This is a genomic window from Bacillus sp. V2I10, from assembly GCF_030817055.1.
GTDB lineage: Bacteria > Bacillota > Bacilli > Bacillales > Bacillaceae > Bacillus_P.
The window spans coordinates 367704-389561 of record NZ_JAUSYV010000002.1 but is presented as its reverse complement, the minus strand read 5'-3'; the positions used below and the strand labels follow the sequence as shown (position 1 = coordinate 389561).

The following is a 21858-nucleotide window of genomic DNA, read 5'->3' as shown; positions in this document are numbered from 1 at the left end:
TGAGTAAAGAAAAAATTGATGATAAACAGGGAATTCTTGATATTAAGGCTATATGCTATACAGGAGAAAAAATCAACATAGAGGTTCAACTAGCAAATGAGTATAACATGAAAGAAAGAACCCTCTTTTATTGGTCAAAATTATATACTGAAAATTTTAAAGCAGCTGAAAAATATTCAGATCTAAACAAAACGATTACTATAAATATTTTAGGGTTTAATTACTTGACCGATATCGAATCTTATCATTCAAGCTATAAGATTTATGAGGATAAATCCAAAAAACTTCTTACTGATCTGCTGGAAATTCATTTTATTGAAATGCCAAAGTTCAATGAACTGGAGGCTGATCTGCATAATCCTTTGCATAGATGGTTATTATTTCTAAGAGGAGATACGGTTAAGCAGCCAAATTTAGAGGAGGTGTTTATCTTGGATCAGTTGGTAGCAAAAGCAGAAGATAAACTACGCCGTTTAAGTGCTGACGAGGAAACCGTTAGAATGTATCAGCTTCGAGAAAAATTTATTGCTGATCAAAAAACTCAAATTGACGGAGCAAAGAACGAAAAAGCAATTGAAATTGCAAAAAGCTTACTTAAAATACCGAGTATGTCCGTTCAAGATGTTGCAAACCATACAGGATTATCCGTACAAAAAGTTAAGGAAATTGAAACAGAAGTCCGATAGTAAATGAATTGAGCGCCATTAAGGCGCTTTTTTATTTTACGTTATTTTTTGTCAGGCAACTCTTTAAATAAAAATTTTTCTTCCTTGCCAGATAGATGAATCTCATCAAAAAAGGAGCATCTGACATAGCAGATGCTTTAGAAATTTGGTATTTCATTTATATGTTCAAATAGCATAGAAATAAACATTTAATTCCATAACCTGTTAGTAATTTTCTGATTGAAAATTCAGGTTATTAACGAATATGTGTATTATCTGATTAAAAAATTAACATATTTAATATTTAAATAAGCATTAACAACAATGTTGATATATATATTAATACACACATCATATTTTTCTTTTGTCCTAATTAATACGCTAAACTGAATAAACCATTAATGTGGGACAGATAACGAATGTTACTAGATTCCTTCATTAATGATGCTGGCAGGCCTCTTAATTGGGTTTTATTTTCCCCAATCGTGCCGATTGCGTCTTTACGACCAAGGCTGCCCAATGTTCCAGAAAAGACAGGTCTAAACTCTTCCATCGCACCGCCTGTAAGGTAAGCGAACAAATTATAGCCGACTGTCTCCCCCATTTGCCAAGCTAATTGCGCTGTTGGTGGATACGGACGTCCCTCTGGTCCCATAACTACGGCACTGTCACCGGAAAGAAACACGTCTTTATGAGATGTAGACTGAAGAAATTCGCTCACGAGCGCCCGCCCGCGATTCACTTCTATTCCCGAATTAGCAACCACAGAATTACCTTGAACGCCGCCTGTCCAGACCATCGTTTTCGTTTCAATCGTTCTTCCATTTTTCAGTTCTACAGCGAACTGTTCCATCTTTGTAACCGGCGTCCCGGTTACAAACTCTACACCGCGTGCCGATAGACTAGATTGTGCACGTTCCACTAATTCAGGGGGGAATCCTGGCAAAATAGTCGGTGCTGCCTCGACACAAAGCAAGGAAATATCTGGAGTGTGTACGCCGTATTGTCGGCATAATTGTGGCATTAAATCAGCGAACTCGCCAATCAATTCAATCCCAGTGAGGCCGCCCCCTCCTACCACAATCGTTGCATATTGCTTATCTTGGGTTTTGCTATAATTGCGAATACAGGATTCGACATGGTCACGTAAACGATTGGCATCTTCTACTGACTTTAGAATAAAGCTGTGCTCTTGAAGACCCGGAATACCAAAGTAAGCTGTTTCACTGCCGAGCGCAATCACTAGCAAGTCATATGTCAGTTTCGTTCCATCAGTAAGAGAAACTTGATGATCGTCAGGGGATATCTCTTGAACACTACCAATCATTAAGTCAATGTTTTTACCGCGCAGTATTTTTTCTAGTGGCAATGCTACTGCTTTTTCAGACAAATTCCCTGCAGCCAGACGGTGTAATTCCGTAATAATTTGATGGGTTGGAAAGCGGTTGACAAGCGTAATGGAGACCTCATCAGTTCCTAAATGTTTTCGTGCTGTCAAGGCACTTAGCAACCCCCCATAACCCCCACCCAAAATTAAAATATTTTTAGCCATAATCTTCCTCCATTCGTTGCTTTATATCATCAGAAATATTTATTGTTTCTCAGATTTTAAATCTAAGTATGCCTGTACAAATCGGAATACTTTTTGCATCTGAGGATCTTTTAGCATTCGCAATAAACCAAACAAACCAATAGTTGTTTCCTGATTTGCCTGGGCCCGATCATTTGCTTCAATAGCTATTGATGCGTACTCCTTTATTTTTCCTTCCAGCGGTTTTATGAATTCCTGCATACCATCCACCAAATCATTAATCAGCACGCGATCTGTCATAATAGATTGTGCTACATCATATGATTTGGTCAGATATGGAACCATTTCTGCTAATTTCGGCAGATTCTCCACAAGGACGGTCAAAGACTCCTGTACTTCCGGTTTTAATAATTGATTAAGCACTTCTATTTGTTCTTGGCTTATTGCTGAAGATGTGGACTGATTTTCGTTTGAAGAAGCTTTCTGTGTAGGTGGTTGTTGAATAATTGCTTGTGCCATAGATAGAACTCCTTTACTTTTTTAGTAAGAGATGGCATAACGCCATCTCTTCTAACTGCATATTATAAAACAGGGTTTTGATCTTCCTTATTTTCGTGTAAGTTTCTCAGTGGTAGTGGCGGGCATTTATGCCGTGTTAAATAAGAAACGATGAGAATCGTAATTAGGCCCGCAAGCATGGCAGTGGTACGGAAAGGGAAATAAACTGTCCCATCCTCAATCAAAGGGTACGGAATGACAGCAGGTAATCCCAGTAACGGTTCTCCGCCACCGACCCGCAATATTAAGGCGACAACAAATCCCGAAATTGCTCCATACCAGTTTGCCCATTTGTAGTAAAGGGCACAGGTCAGTTGCGGGAACAAGATACAGTAGACTAGGTCACTGGATAAGTACCATAACGCATAAACACTTTTAGCGTTTAAGGCGATCAATGTTGCACCAATACCAACTAAGATGATACTGCGTTTAATGATCTGTTGCAGTTGTCGAGGGCTTGCTTTCGGTTTTACAAGTGGGCGATAAACATTCCAGGCCGCCATACCTGATGCCGATAAGAGTGATGCGGCAACTGCTGACAAAACTGCTGCGGCCAATCCACCAAGGGCAATGGCGCCAACAAGGCTCGGTGTCATATATTTAAATACATAGGTTAGGATCATTGAAGAGTTTTCTGGAGCAGCAGTCCCGAGTGATGCCCAATCAGCATTAAAACCGGCAATTCCGATTAATGCAGGTGGAATCGCACAGAAGAAGCATAGAATTCCAGCCCAAATCGATAACCACATCGCCACATTTTCGTCTTTTGCAGAAAGAACACGCTGGAAATAAATTTGCCAGGGAATTCCTCCAAACACCAATAAAAGTGTGTAATCCCACCAATACCAAAAAGAATTGCCCCAGTTAGGATCATTCCATCCAGTTATAGGAGGAAAAAGACTCATCATTCCTTGCATGTTGGCGGCGTAATTATCAAAAGCCACTTGAAAACCTCCAACATTGGAAAATGCAAAAGGTAAGACAATTATCAATCCGAAGAACATAATAGAAAGCTGTAGCACATCTGTGTGAGCGATCGCCCAAAGACCACCGACTACGGTATATGCAATGGCTACGATTGCTGAAATAATAATTGAAACAGTGAAACTTAAACCGAGAATAACGCTGAATGTCGTACCAAGAGCCGTTAACATCGCAGCGCTCCAAAACAATTCACCAAGAAGAGATGGGAAATAGAGAAGTCCAGTCATCTTATATCCGAAACGAGACTCCAGAGGATCCAGCATGGTCATAAATTCCATGCGTCGCATTTTTCGTGCGAAAAAAATCCCTCCAAAAATCAAGCTCAGCCCATATGCCCACGGACCTTGCGTCCAAACAATTCCAGAGGAATGAATTGTTTCAGCTGTTCCGGCAATGTAACCTCCTCCAACCCAGGTCGCTGTCATCGTAAACATTGATAACCAAAGCGGCATCGATCTTCCGGCAACAAGCATATCATCTGTTTTCCCTCGCTTTTTCTCGACTGCTTTCGCTCCAATGTAATAGAAAATGCAATATAGAGCCAGCATAATAAGTAGACCAGGCCAATAAATACTTTTTTTGGTGATTAGAGAATAAGTTATTGTAAAGCTGGTAAATACGATAAAACCTGCAATCGTTGTTTTTAAAGGAGTCCAAAATTGTTTCTTTGGACTTTCTGGAAGATCAATCGTTATCTGCTCCTGGTTTTGTCTGGCCTGATTTCCATTCAAATTCATCCCTTCTTTCTTAAAATTAATTTAAGTCAAAATTTGTAAACGCTTTCATTTTATTATTTTTCACTATGTTTTTGAAAGGGTAGGAGACAATGTGAGATTTGAGTAAAGGTATTGGTATATTAAAATAGTATAAATTTTGCAAGGAGGATCATCTGATTAATGGAGTGAATGTGTACATTGCCATTGTTACTTAGGTCTATCCTTTTTTGTAATTGCTTTTTAATAGTATCAATAAATATACCTGAATAGTTCACCTCCAAATTGAGATTTTGAGATAGAGAATTTTTTAAAAAAGCTGGAAAAAATAGTTTGCCTCTTTAAGTTGTTAAGGCTTTTTTGTCTATTGGAGTATATTCTATGGGGATAAGGTATTGCCTAATAGAAAGGTTTTTGTTTAGTTGCTCTATCAATTTCTTCTAAATGAACGTGAGGCTATTGAGCTTCACATTCAAAGGAGAAATAGAATCCATTTTCGTTGTTGGCTTTTGGATTTCAATATTTCTTACCGATCAAACATAACTGTTTAGTAACAATTAGTGATCGGCAAAGATTAAATACAACTTATTATTGAATCATCTTATTTAAGTAGAAAAAAATTAATCAAAATCATTTTCTTCAATTATTTTAAACAATTCTTTCGATCGAAATGCTTTGACCAGTTTTTTGAGCCACAAATAATATTCAGTTGATTCTTTAAGTTGTTGAAGATCTTTACTTGCTTTTTGCTGTACAGCATTGGGGACATTGGGATTTTCCAATATAGAATTTAATTTTTCAGTTGCTTTTTCAATAGCTTGCATATTGATAGAGAGTTCCCGATCCCATTTTTTACAGAAAAAAGAGAAAAATGATACAAAAAAATCTTTCTCCGCTTTATATAAATCTTTTCGTTCCCCTTTTCGCCAAACCTTTTGAACCATCTCTATATCCATAAGAGAATGGATACCAGTACTCATGCTGGGTTTGCTCATTCCTAAACTACTGCCCATCTGATTCAATGTCATCGCTTCTTCACTAAAATATAGAACTCCGTAAAGCCTTCCAATGGAAGGTGTTACCCCATAAAGGTCCATCGTTTCAGCTATAGCATCAATCACGATTGATTCCGCTTCTTCAAGCATTTCCATGTAATTCTTTTGTTCTTCCATATAGACACACGCCCTCTCCACCATATTATATCACCTCCTTTTTTCCATCAAAATAATACATAAAATATAAATTTAATATAACAGAGAAAGAATGAATGTCAATAAAATATTCTGAATATTTGGTATTGACTGAAAATATTTCATGTATTATACTTTCAGTATATTATAAATGTTAAAAATTTTCTTAACAAATACCAATTTATGGAGGTGCTGGTTTGGTAATGAAACAAATGTACATCAATGGTAGATGGGTTGAGGCTAAAAGTAGTGAAACAAAGGAGATTATTAATCCTTTTAATGAAGAAGTTATTGATACGGTTCCGCGGGGGAGCCGGGAAGATACTAAAGAAGCAATTCAAGCTGCAAGAAGTGCTTTTGACGAAGGAGATTGGGGTAGCCTAACGGCGGCGGAAAGAGGTGATCTTCTTTTTCAAGTTGCTCAAAAAATAAAAGAGTATAAAGAAGAGTTGGCAGAGTTGGAGTCACTGAATACAGGTAAAACGTTGACAGAAAGTCTTGCTGATATGGATGGAATTGCAGGTGTGTTTCAATATTATGCCGGGCTTGCTGATAAAGACGGCGGTCTGATGATCGAATCTCCTAATCCAAATTCGGTCAGTCGTGTTGTACGTGAGCCTGTTGGAGTTTGTGGATTGATTGCACCTTGGAATTACCCATTGCTTCAGGCTTCATGGAAACTAGCTCCGGCATTGGCTGCTGGGAATACAGTTGTGTTAAAACCAGCCGAAATTACCCCTCTTACATCGATTAAAATGTGTGAGATTTTTGAAGAAGTAGGCTTTCCAAAAGGTGTTGTGAATCTTGTGTTGGGACCAGGCTCAACAGTCGGTTCAGAATTGGCTGAAAATCCTCTCGTAGACCTTATTTCATTTACAGGCGGAGGAGAAGCCGGTCGACACATTATGAAAGCAGCCAGCGGTAACTTTAAAAAGATTTCGATGGAACTTGGAGGAAAAAATCCAAACATTGTGTTTGCTGATGCAGATTTTGATACTGCTGTTGACTATGCACTTAATGCTGTTTTCTTTCATGCTGGACAAGTGTGTTCTGCTGGAGCCCGCTTGTTAGTTGAAAAGAAAATTCATGACCGTTTTATAGAAGCAATCGTAGAACGAACAAAGAAAATTAATATTGGAAGCGGTTTCGATGAAGAGACCGAAATGGGCCCTGTTATCTCAGCCGAGCATTTAGAATCAATAGAACAATATATTCAACTTGGAATCCAAGAAGGAGCTACACTAGCAATCGGAGGAAAACGTCCGACTGCACCCGGCTTACAAAAGGGATATTTTATCGAACCGACGATTTTCACAAACTGTCATACGAAAATGCGAATCGTGCAAGAAGAGTCATTTGGCCCTGTCATTACAGTTGAAACTTTTGAAACAGAAGAGGAAGCTGTTCAACTAGCTAATGATAGTTTGTATGGATTAGCAGGCGCAGTTTGGACAAGTGATATGAATCGTGCTGAACGGATTGTTAAAAAACTGCGTATGGGAACTGTTTGGATTAACGATTTTCATCCATACTTTCCGCAAGCGCCTTGGGGCGGCTATAAACAATCCGGTATAGGCCGCGAATTGAGCCATGTTGGCCTTGAAGAATATACAGAAATTAAACATGTATACATGAATACAAATCCTGAACCTATGCTCTGGTTTAAAGAAGTAAATGCAAAAGAAAGCGAATTAGTTTAAATACATGGCTGACTATTGTACTTAATTAACAATAAATGAAGGAGTGATTGAGATGTTTATGAGATTTGAGAGAATGGGAAGATTAAAAAGCTTTGAAGTTCCAACCGTTTTAAAACATGGGATTGGTGCAGTCAAACATACAGGTGAAGAGGTTAAAAATCTTGGCGTCAGCAAAGTTTTGCTTGTTACTGATCCAGGTGTTAAAAAAGTTGGATTAATTGAACCAGTTGTTAAAAGTTTAAAAGAAGCACAAATAGAAGTTGTTATTTTTGACCAAGTTGAACCGAACCCTTCTATTCATGTTGTGGAAAAAGGAACATCTATTTATAAATCAACATCTTGTAATGGACTTGTTGCTGTCGGTGGAGGGAGTTCCATGGATACAGCAAAAGCAATTGGCGTGGAGGTCGTTCATGGCGAACCTGTATTAAATTATGAAGCAGCTGAAGGTAAAAAACCGCTTGAAAAACGCATCCCTCCATTAACAACAATTCCAACAACAGCCGGTACAGGAAGTGAGGTAACTCAGTGGGCTGTTATTACTGATCCTGTTCGTGAATTTAAATTTAATACGGGAGGTCCATTAATCGCTGCACATTTAACAATCATTGACCCTGAACTTCATGTCTCAATGCCAGCACATATTACAGCCGGCACTGGGATTGATGCCCTTTCACATGCAATTGAGTGTTATACATGCCACTATGCCCAACCGATGACTGATGCAGTTGCATTGCTTGCAATCGAATATGTAGCTAAATATTTACGCAGGGCCGTTTCAAACGGCAAAGACATTGAAGCTCGTTATGGAATGGCACAAGCAGCCATGCTAGCAGGCCTATCATACGGCAGTGAGTCTGCCGGAGCTGCACATGCCATGGCACAAACTCTTGGAGGGATTCTCCCTGTTGCTCACGGACCTTGTGTCGCAGCCATGCTGGGACCGGTAATGGAGTATAACTGGATGGGTGAGCCAGAAAAATTTGCACGTATTGCTCAAGCTATGGGTGTGAATATTCATGGTATGAGTCTGGAAGAAGCAGCAAAAGCAGCAGTTACATCAGTATATCAACTTGTTGAAGATGTTGAAATTCCAACACTTGCGGATCAGGGTGTATCTGCTGAAATGATTGAGCGTTTAGCCAAGGAAGCATTTAACGATCCGCAAACAATCGGTAATCCACGCGATATTAATGTAAAAGGATACGAATGGATATACCGTCGTTGCTTTAACTTGGAAACACCTACCTTAGAAACAAAAACTGCTAAGATTCCAGTAGAAGTCAGTTAAATTAAAATAAGAGGAGTATGGCTATCATTTGCCATATTCCTCTTTTTATATGGCTATGTTCATAAATTATTGTTGGGACCTTGCATTTGAGGTCCTTCAAGCTACATTACAAATTGTTAAATCGTAGCATCAATAACTTCTCTAAGTTTTTCTTCTTTAGCTTTTACATCATCTTTAACAGTAATTCTGCTGTTTGTATTTAAAATGATGTTTCTGACTTCTTAGGGATGTTCAAGGTTGTTCATAAATTCCACTACCTGTTCAGGACCAGACAGCTTCTGCTTTTTACCGGTTGTTTTATTTGTTGACATTCCTTTCACCCTAATTTTTCATCGCTCTTTACATATTATTTTTCAATAATTTTGGGGTTCCTTCTTGCCTAATAGATAAATAAACCAAATAAATTTAATCATCAAGTGAATTTTCTATCTCTTTAGATAACAGTTTTTTATTTTACAGCATCTATTTCAAGTGCAGTTACATGGCAGTAATTCTATCTCTATTAAATATTCATTAATGTGTTTCCACTTTTATCAAGAGGGAGTGGAATAACTTGTTCTCTTTTAGGTATTGAAAATGTAAACGCTTTCATTTATACTTATAGTAGGTTGGATGGCATGCGTGGCCGTCATAGTATTTGGCGTAGGTGGGGCCGATACGAGGTACAGGGCAAATAAAAATGTCCTTTTTTTTTGTTTTATAAACTTAGCTTTTTACCGTTAGGCTTCTTTAACTCTTTGTCCCTCAAGGGGGTTTTTTTAAGTTAAGTCCTCTCAGATTATTATATATAATCTGAACTCTTTCTAATAAATATACAAAGAAAAGCTAGCTCCGTTAAGCTAGTTTTTTTAACTCATGGCGTTTTTCTATACGTTTTTCAATTTTTTCTAATGCTTGTTTATCATTAAGTAATTCTTGTCTATTCTCTTGCATTAACTCTTTAAATGATTTTTTAAACTTGGCAGATTTTCGCAAAATAAATACTCCTTTCTTTTGTTTGATTGAAAATGTTTTATAGAATTTACAGCTAAAATATAACTTATCTAAATAATACAACAATTCTGTAAGTTTATCTGACAATAATTCAACAATTTTGTGAATTATTGAGCATCTCTGTTCAAGAGATTTTGAAACAACAATTGGGACCATGAACTGAGATTTAAATTAGATGGTATCATAGGACTCAATTTTTTATTAAAACAAATCTAATATTGATTACTTTTTACATAGAGTTCATAATCTTTTTTCCTATTTAATAGGAAGAAACTCGTCTAATAAAGAAAATCTACCTCCGAAAAGAGATAGATGGATTTTCAATATAAGGGTATACGTTATAACTTTGTAAGTTGGCAGATTGATCATGTAAGAGGAATAACCAGGAGGAGCTAGATAATGACATTATCCACTCGTGTCCTCTAACTTGATATAACAGTAAATATAAGATCAACTGGTTTTTCATTCACTTGCACAGCAGCAAAGAGTTCTATTTTTAATTCAAGTGTAAATAGTCTGCATGAGTTATTTAAGTATATGCAGCTTATTTCGATATTTTCTCACTGTTTTTAAGGGGGGTATTTTTATGATTGCAGTCTGTACAGGTTCCATAAATCTCAAAGTGATGTCGGGTTATAGTAAAGCCCGATTTTTTTTCAGCAAATTCCTCTACATCTGTTAATCTAGGGTAGTTGAAATCACGTAATTTTCCGCAGGATATGCATACAACATGGTAATGAAGGGAGGTTGCCCATTCGTAACGGCTGGAGGTCTGGCCAAAAGTGAGTTCATTTATAATGCCGAATTTTTTTAAGCATTTTAAATTATTATAAACGGTCGCATTTGAGATATTTGGTAACTTACTTGTTAATTCATTAAAAATTTCTTCAGCTGTTGGATGAGATTCAGAAGTTGCTAAATATTCCATGATGGCTTTACGTTGGGGTGTCATTTTTAAACCATTTATTTTAAAAAGCTTAAACCCCTTTTCCACACGATGTTGATACATATTCAACACCTCATTAGTCAAATTTTAAGTATGGTAGTAGAAAAGACCATCATTATGATGATCTTTTCGTTAGGATTGAAGTTTTTAATGCATTTGAGCTTTGAGAATGTATTACACTTTAAAACTCATTTTATTAAACTTGTAACCATATTCATCAAAGTCTCTTAAACTTCTTGTGATACTGATAAACCAAGACCCTCGGCGATACGTGTTCCTAATTCTGAATCTGCTTTTTGGAAGTGGCCGATTTGACGAAGTTTAATTTCATCTCTTTCAACAGGTTTCATCGCACCAACAATTGTTTGGACTAAACGTGTACGCTCTTCTTCACTCATCAAACGATATAAGTCACCAGGTTGAGTATAGTGGTCATTATGGTCATAAGCCACGCTTTCAGCTACACCAGATACAGCGAGAGCTGCTTGCTTCGCATTTGATGATTCTTTCGGGCCTCCGAAGCTATTTGGTTCGTAGTAAACAGAACCACCGCCGTTGTTGTCAAAACGCATTTGGCCATCGCGTTGATAGTTTTTCACTTCATTGCGAGCACGGTTGATTGGCAATGCCTGATGGTTGGCACCCACACGATAACGATGTGCATCATGATAGGCAAATAAACGGCCTTGAAGCATTTTATCTGGAGAAACATCGATACCAGGTACTAATGTTCCAGGAGAGAACGTTGCTTGTTCTACTTCAGCAAAATAGTTCTCTGGATTTCTATCTAACACCATTCGACCTACTTCAAGTAATGGATAATCATTTTGAGACCATGTTTTTGTAACATCGAATGGATCAAAACGGTAAGTATTTGCATCTTCTAACGGCATGATTTGTACATACAGTTTCCATGCCGGGAAGTCGCCTCTTTCAATCGCATTAAATAAATCCTCTGTATGATAATCAGGATTTTCACCCGCAATACGTGCTGCAACTTCTTCTGATAAGTTTTTAACACCTTGCTCTGTTTTAAAGTGATATTTAATCCAAACGCCATCACCTTCATCGTTCGTCCATTTGAATGTATGACTTCCAAATCCATGCATGTGACGTAAAGTCGCAGGGATACCACGGTCACCCATTAGATAAGTTACTTGGTGTAAAGATTCAGGGGATAAAGACCAGAAATCCCATATTGCATTAGGATTTTTCAAGTGTGTTTGCGGATGGCGTTTTTGTGTATGAATGAAATCAGGGAATTTAATCGCATCACGAATAAAGAAAATTGGTGTATTGTTCCCAACAATATCGTAATTCCCTTCTTCTGTATAAAATTTCACAGCGAAACCACGTGGATCACGCACAGTATCTGCAGAACCATTTTCCCCAGCTACCGTAGAGAAGCGAATAAATAACGGAGTACGTTTTCCTACTTCTGATAAGAAGTTAGCTTTAGTATATTTTGTTAGATCATTTGTTACTTCAAAATATCCATGTGCCCCTGCCCCTTTTGCATGAACAACACGTTCAGGAACACGCTCTCTGTTGAAATGGGCTAATTTTTCTAATAGATGGACATCTTGAATTAATGTTGGTCCACGAGAACCGGCTGTCAAAGAGTTTTGATTGTCTCCAACCGGAGCACCCCAACTAGTCGTAAGATTATTATTATTTGTACTCACTTGATTCACCTCTTGAAGTTTTTATATTACCTATATATAATGATATCATTTATTATTAAATAATCAATATCTTTTAATAATAAATTTAATTAACTAAAAATTATATTTTTTTACTAGAGTTATGTTTTGCGAGTTTTCTTGCCTTATAACAATAGAGATTGTTTACATTACGAGTCTTAATTTTGCATATTGAGTCGATAATTCAAGAAATAAAGGCTTATCATTTGAATCAATTGCCTCATCAATCTTTTCTTCAAGCAGCTTTAGTTGATGGGTATACATTGCTTCATCAAAGATCATTTCTATATACGTATCAAGAATTGAATATTCATCGTTCGTCTTTTTTTGAGAATTAAGGGATTTCATGATCTCACTATATGATGTTGATTTATACGGTTTTTTATTTTTAATGACCGCATTCGTTTCAAGATTCGAAGGCTCATCTTTCACTTTCTTTTCTGAATGAAGAGATTTCATAATCTCGCTATATGATGTTGATTTATACGGTTTTTTATTTTTAATGACCGCATTTGTTTCAAGATTTGAAGACTCTTCTTCCACTTTCTTTTTTGTGTTAAGGGATTTCATGATCTCACTATATGATGTTGATTTATACGGTTTTTTATTTTCCATGACAGATCACCCCTGTTACCTTTTTATATGATCAACTTCTGCGCTAATACAAACACGTTTTTCGCTCCGTTAATTTATGTGTGAACAGGAATATTCCTGAAGGTAGGAGAAGGATTCAACACTTTGAGTAACTCTGAGTCTGAATTGTGTTCTTTTATTTGACTTTGTTTGTCTATTTCTTCTTCTAAAGAAAATAATTGGATTACAAGGTCTAAAACTTCCTTTTTGGTTTGATTAGCAGCCATTTCTTTGATACCAAGCAAAGGATCATGTAACATCTGGTTTACAATGCTTTTTGAGTATTTTCGAATAATTTTCAGTTCTCTTTCCGTTAAACCTGGTAACTTATTCTCAATATTACGAACAGCCTCTTGTTGAATGGCTAATGATTTTTCCCGCAATGCAGCCATAAGCGGAACAACATCTAATGTGCTTATCCACGAATTAAAAGAAATTAGTTCTTGCTCGATCATTAACTTAATTTTTTCTGCTTCTTGAGCTCGTTTTTCAAGATTAGCTTCCACAATGCCTTCTAAATCATCGATGTTATATAAGAAAACATTGTTCAAATCATTAATGTCTGGATCGAGGTTTCTAGGTACAGCGATATCGACCATGAATAAAGGGCGGTTGTTTCTTTTCTGAGAAACTGATTGAATCTGTTGTTTTGTCAGTACATAACTGTCTGTACTAATTGAAGTAATGACGATATCGGCTTCAATCAAAGCACCTGACAGATTTTGATTTGGTATCGCTTTGCCATTAAAGTGGTCAGCTACACTTTTCGCCCGTTCATATGTTCTGTTCACCACAAAGAAGGTGTTAACACCTTGTTCATGGAGATGTTTTGCTGTCAATTCTCCCATCTTTCCAGCGCCAACAATAACCACCTTTTTGTTCCGAAAATCTCCAAAGATTTTCTTTCCTAATTCAATGGCGGCATAACTAACAGAAACAGCATTTTTCCCTATATCGGTACTCGATTGTACATGCTTTGCCAGTGTTATTGCCTGTTTAAACAGCATATTAAAAATGGTGCCTGTACTCTTAAGTTTCTGGCTTTGAAAAAAGGAATTTTTCACTTGTCCTAATATTTGTGTCTCTCCTAAAACCATGGAATCAAGTCCACAAGCTACTCGAAATAAATGTTCAACAGCTTCATCGTTTTCTTTAATGTAAAGATAGTCAGCAAACTCATGTTTATCTATTCCAAACCAATCGGCAAGAAAGCTTTTTAAGTAATGCCTTCCTGTATTCAATTGGTCAACTACGGCATAGATTTCGGTACGGTTGCATGTTCCTAGAATGACGCCTTCTGAAATGCTTTTCGTGTTTTTTAAGGTCCGAATGGCTTTTTCTTTTGTCTCTTCTTGAAAAGCAAAACGTTCTCGGGTCCCAACAGAAGCTGTTTTGTAATTTATACCAATCATTAGGATATACATTTCTACCACCACATTATTTTTGATTTTTAGCTTAACAGTCTACAAATGCGATTGGGATTAAAGAAAGAATCGGACCCATCATAAAACGTTGGTTACTCCATCGATCAGGGATGGGCCCTGCAATTATTCAGAGAATTATTTAATCATTTGGCCCGTTCGATTTTAAAGTCTATTTAACTACATGATTTTCATTTCTAATATTTGCAATTGCTAGAGCTCGATCCTTTTGATTATAAATGGCTGAACCTGCGACAAGGACATTTGCTCCTGCTTCGATACAAAGTTTCGAAGTTTCTGAGTTCACTCCACCGTCAACTTCAATTTCAACTTGCAAGTTCCTCTCTTCTATCATGCTAGCAACCTGGCTAATTTTGGGTAGGACAGAATGTATGAAAGATTGTCCTCCAAATCCAGGATTAACTGTCATAAACAAAACAAGGTCAACATCTTCTATCACATGCTCGATCATTGAAACCGGAGTGTGAGGATTTAATACAACCCCTGCTTTCACCCCTTCGGCTTTAATTTGTTGAATCGTTCTATGCAAATGTGTGCAAGCTTCAACATGAACCGTTATTATATCAGCGCCAGCTTTTGCGAACGCCCCAATGTATTGATCTGGGTTTTCTATCATTAAGTGTACATCTAAAGGTAAGTTTGTTACGGGTCTAATTGCCTCGACAATTAACGGACCAATCGTTATGTTTGGTACAAAATGACCGTCCATGACATCAACATGTATATAATCGGCCCCGCCCCGTTCGACATCTTTTATTTCATCTTCTAGCCTTGCAAAGTTAGCTGAAAGTATTGAAGGTGCAATTTTAATCATAATTTATACCTCTGCTTTCTTTTTATTAGAAATGTACTCTCACCTTGATAGAGAGCACTATTCTATTTTAGATGCTGCTACTGTTAATTCTTCAGTTGCTGCTAATTCTTCAATTACTATATATTCTTCTGATTCGTTGGCAAATCTTTCTTCTGGAGCATCTTTGTTGATGCGATATCTTGCCCATCGCTTTTAAAATCTCATCTGCTGTTAGGGGCTCAAGAGGGTGACCAACTTTTTGTAAAACCTGTTCTTGTGTGCTCATTATATATCCTCCTTTTAATGTGTGTAACCGCTTACAACTATTATTAATTCAATATTATTTATCCAAGGTTCATGCACCAATGAAGTGAAAAATTCTTATTGGAACATTATAGAACCATTGATTTGATTTTAATTATACTAAATCTATTTTTGGAATCATTGTAAAAATCGGAATTATCAGACAAAATTTCGCTTGAATTACAGGTAAATAGAATTAGATTATTCAAAATTATAATCTTTTTTGATAATATTCGATAATTATGTCAAATTTTTAGTCCAATTTTATAAATTTGTGATATTTATAAAAATTTATTGATTACAATGCGCCAGATTCTATTAATCTATGAGACCCTATTTTTAATAAAATACCAAAGTCTATTTTACATATGCATTGCTTCATAAGATGCTATTTTATTGACACGATTTTTGTGCCTGCCAGCTTCAAAGGAGGTTGTTAACCATGTTTTCGCAATTTCTCGGGCTAAGCCCGGACCGATGACACGTTCTCCCATCGCTAATATATTAGAATCGTTATGCTCCCTGGTTACCCTAGCACTATACAAATCATGCACAAGCGCACAGCGTATTCCATTTACTTTGTTTGCCGCAATACTCATTCCAATGCCTGTCCCACAAATTAGAATACCACGTTCTACCTCACCGCTTGCTACCTTCTCCGCCACTGGAATCGCGTAATCTGGATAGTCGACGGAGGTGCTGCATTCACACCCTAAGTCTATATACTCAATATTCAGCTCTTCCATCAGTGAGATTATTTCTTTCCGAATATTCACCCCACCATGATCAGATGCGATTGCTACTTTCATTTTTCCTCCTCCTATCTTTTAATGATTACATCCTGTACCATATGAACCTTCATCATGTTTGTTGTTCCCGTTTCGCGAACAGGTACACCTGCTGTAATCACGATTAAGTCTCCTTGCTTAATGGCTTTTTTCTTCAAGGCAGCTTGAATCGACTTTCCCATCATTTCATCGGTATTATCAGCACCATCAAATAAAATGGGATGTACTCCCCATACCAATGCCAAACGTTTAAGAGTATCCTCTCTCGGGGTAACAGCAATGATAGGACAGGATGGACGATATTTTGATACGGTGCGCGCTGTATAACCACTCTCAGTTGGTGTTAAAATGGCCGTTGCATTCAAGGTGTGTGCCGTTTTGGTTACAGCCTGCCCCATTGCAGCAGTAATGGTCATTTGTCTGCTGGGTGTATGGTACACCTGCTCTTTATACATCAGGGAAGACTCTACTTTCATTGCGATTCTATTCATCATTTCAACAGATTCGACTGGATATGTACCGGCAGCCGTTTCAACAGAAAGCATAATGGCATCGGTCCCGTCAAAGATAGCATTAGCCACATCACTAGCCTCTGCTCTAGTCGGTCTGGGATTGTTCTGCATGGAATCAAGCATTTGGGTTGCCGTAATCACCGGCTTGCCTGCTGCATTGCAAGCTGCTATTAACTTTTTTTGAACAAGCGGAACATCCTCGGCAGGAATTTCTACTCCTAAGTCCCCCCGAGCTACCATCAAGCCGTCAGCCACATTCAAGATATCATTGGCATTATTGACACCTTCTCGATTTTCAATTTTCGCAATAATTGAAATATTGGACTCGTACTCTTGGATGATTTTTCTGATTTGAAGAACGTCTTCTATCTTGCGGACGAAAGAAGCAGCGATAAAATCAACGTTCATACGGATGCCGAAAGCAATATCAGCGATGTCCTTTTCTGTTATAGCAGGGAGATTAGTGGATATTTTCGGTAAATTTATTCCTTTTCGGTCTTTAAGAACACCTCCATCTATCACTCGGCAATAAATATCTCTTTCGTTGATTGATTCAACATGTAGCTCAATTAGCCCGTCATCAATTAAGATTATTGCTCCAACATAGATGTCCTCTGGAAGCCTGTCGTAAGTAATGCTTACTTTTTCCTGATTTCCAATTATCTTTTCTGTCGTCAAAATAAACGAATCATCTTTTCTAAGGGTGATCTGGCCGTTTTCTAGAACTCCTGTGCGGATTTCGGGACCTTTTGTATCCAGCATAATCGATATATGTCGTCTTAACTCTTTGGCACAAGTGCGTATTGTTTCGATACGCGATGCGTGTTCTTCATTCGACCCATGGGAAAAATTTAGACGAGCTACATTCATGCCAGCCAAGATTAACTTCTTTAATATTTCAGGTTCTTCACTAGCTGGACCAATGGTACAAACAATTTTTGTATTTCTCATTAGGATCATCCCTTTTAGATAGAAAGACTTCTTGCTAAATGATAGATGGACAAATCAACACTATGCTTCTCTTTTGCTGCTTCCTCAAAAGGTGAATGAATCAGTTTGCCATTTTTCAAACCCACCATCACGCCTTTCTCGGATTCAACCAGCAAATCGACGGCTTTTGCTCCCATCTGACTGCTCATCATCCGGTCATAAGCACTAGGAGATCCCCCACGTTGAAGATGCCCAAGAATAGTCACCTTTGTGTCAAATCCTGTTCTTTCTCTAATCACTCTACCGATTTCTATCCCTTTACCTACACCATTAAATGCTCCTTCAGCGACCACAATAATGCTGTGCGTTTTTCCACGCTTATATCCTTGCTTGATACGGTCAATTACATCATCCACATCATGGTCAGCTTCCGGGATAATAATCGATTCTGCCCCCGCACACATTCCTGCCCATAGAGCAATGTCACCTGCATCGCGGCCCATTACCTCAACGACATAGGTACGCTCATGAGAGGCTGCCGTATCACGAATTTTATCAATTGCTTCCACAGCTGTGTTCACGGCAGTATCAAATCCAATCGTATATTCCGTCCCTGCAATGTCATTGTCAATGGTTCCAGGGATACCAATAGTTGGAAATCCTTTGGCGGTTAATTTTCTGGCACCTTCAAAAGTGCCATTTCCGCCAATGACGATTAAACCATCAATGCCCTCCTTTTCTAGTTGTGCTAAAGCCTGTTGCTGTCCTTCAGCTTCCTTAAACTCTTGACAGCGTGTGCTTTGTAGGATAGTGCCACCCCGGTGAATAATGTCACCAACACTTCCAAGGTCCATCGAAACAAATTCCCCATTCATTAAACCTTTGTAACCATTTTGTACACCAACAACATCCAGTCCCTTAAAAATTCCTCTTCGAACGACCGCACGAATAGCGGTATTCATTCCTGGTGCATCCCCGCCGCTAGTTAATACTGCAATCTTATTCATTTATGTTTTCCTCCACATTTTTCACGTCTTATATACAAGTCACTATGTGAATCTGTAATCATAACCCTGATATTACATAATAAAATTCATCAATATATCCCTTTGTAGATTAAAGAGTCTAAACATAAAATATAAGAGGATCTCACCAAAGTCTCGATTAAATAAATGACGAAACAAATGTATGTTGTATTTTTATTTGCCTACCACTTATATAAATAATAAATTATGAAACTCTTTTAATAGATTTCATTAATTTAAGAAAGTGAAAACCCGTATTCCTTTTCTCTTCAAACAAAATTTGCTGGTATTTATATAAAAGCTGGTCCAATTCTTGGCTACATGTTACGGTTTTTTCATCCGTATAATCACCGACAATAGCAATTTCGATCATTTCTTTACGCTTAGCGTCTATATTCACAAGTAATTCCGATTTCAACATTTCAATCATCATCTTTTCCTCCCCATCATAATGGCTAAGTCGATTTGAATGTGCTGCTTCTTTAATAACTTTTGTTAGATGTCTTGCTGAAAAACGAGCTATAGTACATTACGTTTTAGTAACTTTTGTATATAACATCACAAAATTACAAGTAATGAATCATTTTTCGTTACAAAAATGCGCATCAAAGGCTGCGTAAGACTTTTAAGACAATCTCTATTTTATTTAATATAAAATTGAATATAAGAATTTAGATTGTCAGTAAAAGATTGATTGCTAATTACACTTATAAATGCTTTTTTGTTGTTCCCCTGACAGTTAAGTCATTTGCAAGACAATTAACAAACGAGATTATTATGATGAGGAGGGGAGTTACATTATTTAGATGACTAAGCATTTGAATATCATACTTCTAATTAAGTGATGCAGGTGTGATTCATTTGTTCAAAAAAGGGCAGGTTCACCAACTGGTGTAGTCTGCCCATTATCAAAAGGTGTCTATCCATAAAAAACCGTTAGGATTGTTTCTTAACCCCTGTATTTTAAATGAATAAAGGAATCTTTGATTCTATTAAATGTTTAAGACTAAAATCTATCCTTTTCATTCTATAATATCAGGGAATACAAGTGTTTCTCTTTTTGTATCCCCTTGATTATTAGATAGTTTAGATATTAAAAGTACCTAGTTCATTTCTAATTAAACAAAGTTAACATTTTAGAGAAGCTTTTTAAAATGAGAAATAACATTTTCAACCGTAAAACCGTATTCTTCAATGATTTTCTCTCCTGGTGCTGAGGCCCCAAATTGATCAATGGCGAGGACGTCACCATTATCACCAACATATTTACTCCAACCTAAGGAAGCCCCCATCTCAATACCAAGACGTGCTTTCACGTATTTAGGAATTACACTTTCTTTATATGCATCATTTTGTTTTTCAAAACGATCCCAGCTCGGCATACTAACAACCGAAACATAAATACCTTCCTTTTCAAGTGCCTTTTGGGCATCAACAGCTAGGGCAACTTCAGAACCAGATGCTAATAACAAACCAGCAACATTATCTTTTGCTTCAGAGATCACATATGCACCTTTTTTAACACCCTCATACCCTTTTTCAGAATCTACAAGTGTTGGTAAATCTTGACGCGTAAGGATAAGAGCGGTTGGTTCGTTTTTACTCTCTAATGCCAACTTCCAAGCTGCAGCTGTTTCGTTGCCTTCAGCCGGCCGAATTGTAGAGAGACCAGGCATTGCACGTAATGAGGCCAATTGTTCAATTGGCTCATGTGTTGGTCCATCCTCACCCACGGCAACGCTATCATGTGTAAAGACATAAATGACTGGTAGCTTCATTAATGCTGAGAGACGAATAGCCGGACGTAGATAATCAGAGAATACAAAGAACGTTGCTCCAAATACTTTCACCCCGCCGTGTAAAGCCATACCGTTTACAGCAGCACCCATTCCAAATTCACGAACCCCAAACCAAATGTTACGTCCGCTATAATCTGAAGCACTAAAGTCTCCTTCACCTTTTAGCAGCGTTTTATTTGAAGAGGATAAATCAGCTGAACCGCCAAATAACTGTGGAACGTTTTTCGCAAGAGCATTTAATACTTCACCGCTGGAAGAACGGGTTGCAAGTTTATCTTCACCCAAACGATATTGAGGAACATCTGCATCCCAGCCTTCTGGAAGCTCACCATTAATTGCTTGCTTTAATTCCTTTGCGAGCGCTGGATATGTTTTCTCATATTGTGCGAACAACGTATTCCAAAACCGTTCCTTCTGTTCAGATGCTTCTTTTAGTTCTGAAAAATGTGCTTTGACTTCTTTTGGAATATAAAAGTCTTCTTCGTAGTTCCAGTTGTAATGTTCTTTTACAAGTTTTATTTCTTCTTTTCCAAGTGGCGCACCGTGCGATGCAGATTTACCGCCTTTATTCGGTGAACCATAACCAATTGTTGTCTTGACTTCAATTAATGTAGGCTGTTCTTCGTTTGCCTTTGCTTCTGCTAAAGCTTCTGCGATTGCATTAAGATCATTGCCGTCTTCTACACGAATTACTTGCCACCCATATGCTTTAAAACGATCAGCAGCACTTTCACTAAATGACATATGAAGATCACCGTCAAGTGAAATATCGTTTGAATCATATAAAACAATCAAACGACCAAGTTTAAGATGGCCTGCAAGTGAAGCTGCCTCTGAAGATACACCTTCCATTAAATCTCCATCGCCACAAATACTGTATGTGTAGTGATCAATTACATTTAAATTATCACGATTGTAAGTAGACGCTAAGTGCCTTTCGGCCATTGCCATTCCAACTGCCATTGAAATACCTTGTCCTAACGGACCTGTTGTAGCATCGACTCCAGGGGTATGGCCGAATTCAGGATGACCAGGTGTTTTGCTTCCCCATTGCCGGAAGTTTTTTAAGTCATCCAATGATAGGTCATAACCAGTTAAATGCAATAAGCTGTATAAAAGCATGGATCCATGACCTGCAGATAATGTGAAACGGTCACGGTTAAACCAATCCGGATTGCTTGGATTATAGTTCATAAACTTAGACCAGAGTATGTATGCCATTGGAGCAGCACCCATTGGCATACCTGGATGACCAGAATTAACCTTTTCAATCGCATCGATTGATAGGGTTCTAATCGTATTAATGGCTAGTTGATCAACCTTTACTTTTTCTTCAATCATGACTTTTCCCCTTTCTTC

General features: G+C 37.6%; 18 protein-coding genes and 1 pseudogene. 3 read left to right on the top strand and 16 right to left on the bottom strand.

Annotated elements, in window-relative coordinates:
- Positions 1-686, top strand: a 686-nt coding sequence (locus tag QFZ72_RS29110; protein WP_307440640.1) for an Rpn family recombination-promoting nuclease/putative transposase, incomplete at its 5' end; no start/stop codon positions are given.
- Positions 687-1038: 352 nt separating this feature from the next.
- On the opposite strand, the gene QFZ72_RS29105 is transcribed toward QFZ72_RS29110, so the two are convergent.
- The 4 genes from QFZ72_RS29105 to cudC form a co-directional block, all read right to left on the bottom strand.
- Positions 1039-2217, bottom strand: coding sequence for an NAD(P)/FAD-dependent oxidoreductase (locus QFZ72_RS29105; protein ID WP_307440638.1), 1179 nt, complete (start codon positions 2215-2217; stop codon positions 1039-1041).
- A gap of 39 nt (positions 2218-2256) precedes the next feature.
- Positions 2257-2715: a helical membrane plugin domain-containing protein gene (locus QFZ72_RS29100; protein ID WP_307440637.1), complete on the bottom strand. Its 459-nt coding sequence runs from the start codon at positions 2713-2715 to the stop codon at positions 2257-2259.
- Positions 2716-2777: 62 nt separating this feature from the next.
- On the bottom strand, positions 2778-4475 hold the full coding sequence (locus QFZ72_RS29095) for a high affinity choline transporter 1 (protein ID WP_373464743.1): 1698 nt from the start codon (positions 4473-4475) through the stop codon (positions 2778-2780).
- 596 nt (positions 4476-5071) lie between these two features.
- The gene (gene cudC, locus QFZ72_RS29090; RefSeq protein ID WP_307440636.1) at positions 5072-5647 is read right to left on the bottom strand and encodes a choline uptake/conversion transcriptional regulator CudC; all 576 of its coding nucleotides are present in this window, start codon (positions 5645-5647) and stop codon (positions 5072-5074) included.
- A gap of 197 nt (positions 5648-5844) precedes the next feature.
- Here cudC and betB point away from each other — a divergent pair, with 197 nt between their 5' ends.
- Together betB and gbsB are read left to right on the top strand one after the other, a co-directional pair.
- A complete protein-coding gene (gene betB / locus QFZ72_RS29085) occupies positions 5845-7341 on the top strand; it encodes a betaine-aldehyde dehydrogenase (RefSeq protein ID WP_307440681.1) in 1497 nt (498 codons plus the stop codon).
- A gap of 52 nt (positions 7342-7393) precedes the next feature.
- Positions 7394-8632, top strand: coding sequence for a choline dehydrogenase (gene gbsB, locus QFZ72_RS29080; RefSeq protein ID WP_373464742.1), 1239 nt, complete (start codon positions 7394-7396; stop codon positions 8630-8632).
- Positions 8633-9466: 834 nt separating this feature from the next.
- Here gbsB and QFZ72_RS29075 read toward each other — a convergent pair.
- The 12 genes and pseudogenes from QFZ72_RS29075 to tkt all read right to left on the bottom strand — a co-directional run bounded on the left by QFZ72_RS29075 (position 9467) and on the right by tkt (position 21840).
- The gene (locus QFZ72_RS29075) at positions 9467-9607 is read right to left on the bottom strand and encodes an FbpB family small basic protein (protein ID WP_307440634.1); all 141 of its coding nucleotides are present in this window, start codon (positions 9605-9607) and stop codon (positions 9467-9469) included.
- 562 nt (positions 9608-10169) lie between these two features.
- Entirely contained in the window at positions 10170-10634 is a 465-nt protein-coding gene (locus tag QFZ72_RS29070) for a Fur family transcriptional regulator (protein WP_307440632.1), read from the bottom strand.
- A gap of 164 nt (positions 10635-10798) precedes the next feature.
- Positions 10799-12256, bottom strand: coding sequence for a catalase KatA (gene katA / locus QFZ72_RS29065; protein WP_307440631.1), 1458 nt, complete (start codon positions 12254-12256; stop codon positions 10799-10801).
- Between the two features lie 162 nt (positions 12257-12418).
- Positions 12419-12889, bottom strand: coding sequence for an IDEAL domain-containing protein (locus QFZ72_RS29060; RefSeq protein WP_307440629.1), 471 nt, complete (start codon positions 12887-12889; stop codon positions 12419-12421).
- 74 nt (positions 12890-12963) lie between these two features.
- Positions 12964-14319, bottom strand: a complete 1356-nt coding sequence (gene hemA, locus QFZ72_RS29055; RefSeq protein ID WP_307440627.1) for a glutamyl-tRNA reductase — start codon at positions 14317-14319, stop codon at positions 12964-12966.
- A 181-nt stretch (positions 14320-14500) separates the two neighbouring features.
- Positions 14501-15163, bottom strand: a complete 663-nt coding sequence (gene rpe / locus QFZ72_RS29050) for a ribulose-phosphate 3-epimerase (RefSeq protein ID WP_307440626.1) — start codon at positions 15161-15163, stop codon at positions 14501-14503.
- 109 nt (positions 15164-15272) lie between these two features.
- Positions 15273-15428, bottom strand: a complete 156-nt coding sequence (locus tag QFZ72_RS29045) for a hypothetical protein (RefSeq protein WP_307440624.1) — start codon at positions 15426-15428, stop codon at positions 15273-15275.
- A gap of 379 nt (positions 15429-15807) precedes the next feature.
- A complete protein-coding gene (gene rpiB / locus QFZ72_RS29040; RefSeq protein ID WP_307440623.1) occupies positions 15808-16254 on the bottom strand; it encodes a ribose 5-phosphate isomerase B in 447 nt (148 codons plus the stop codon).
- Positions 16255-16271: 17 nt separating this feature from the next.
- Positions 16272-17696: pseudogene (pyk, locus tag QFZ72_RS29035) on the bottom strand (pyruvate kinase); the annotation flags it as partial.
- Positions 17697-17710: 14 nt separating this feature from the next.
- The gene (gene pfkA, locus QFZ72_RS29030) at positions 17711-18682 is read right to left on the bottom strand and encodes a 6-phosphofructokinase (RefSeq protein WP_307440621.1); all 972 of its coding nucleotides are present in this window, start codon (positions 18680-18682) and stop codon (positions 17711-17713) included.
- A gap of 223 nt (positions 18683-18905) precedes the next feature.
- The gene (locus QFZ72_RS29025; RefSeq protein WP_307440619.1) at positions 18906-19133 is read right to left on the bottom strand and encodes an aspartyl-phosphate phosphatase Spo0E family protein; all 228 of its coding nucleotides are present in this window, start codon (positions 19131-19133) and stop codon (positions 18906-18908) included.
- Positions 19134-19836: 703 nt separating this feature from the next.
- Positions 19837-21840 carry a transketolase gene (gene tkt, locus QFZ72_RS29020; RefSeq protein ID WP_307440617.1) on the bottom strand — a complete coding sequence of 668 codons (2004 nt, stop codon included), beginning with the start codon at positions 21838-21840 and terminating at the stop codon, positions 19837-19839.
- Positions 21841-21858: the final 18 nt, after the last annotated feature.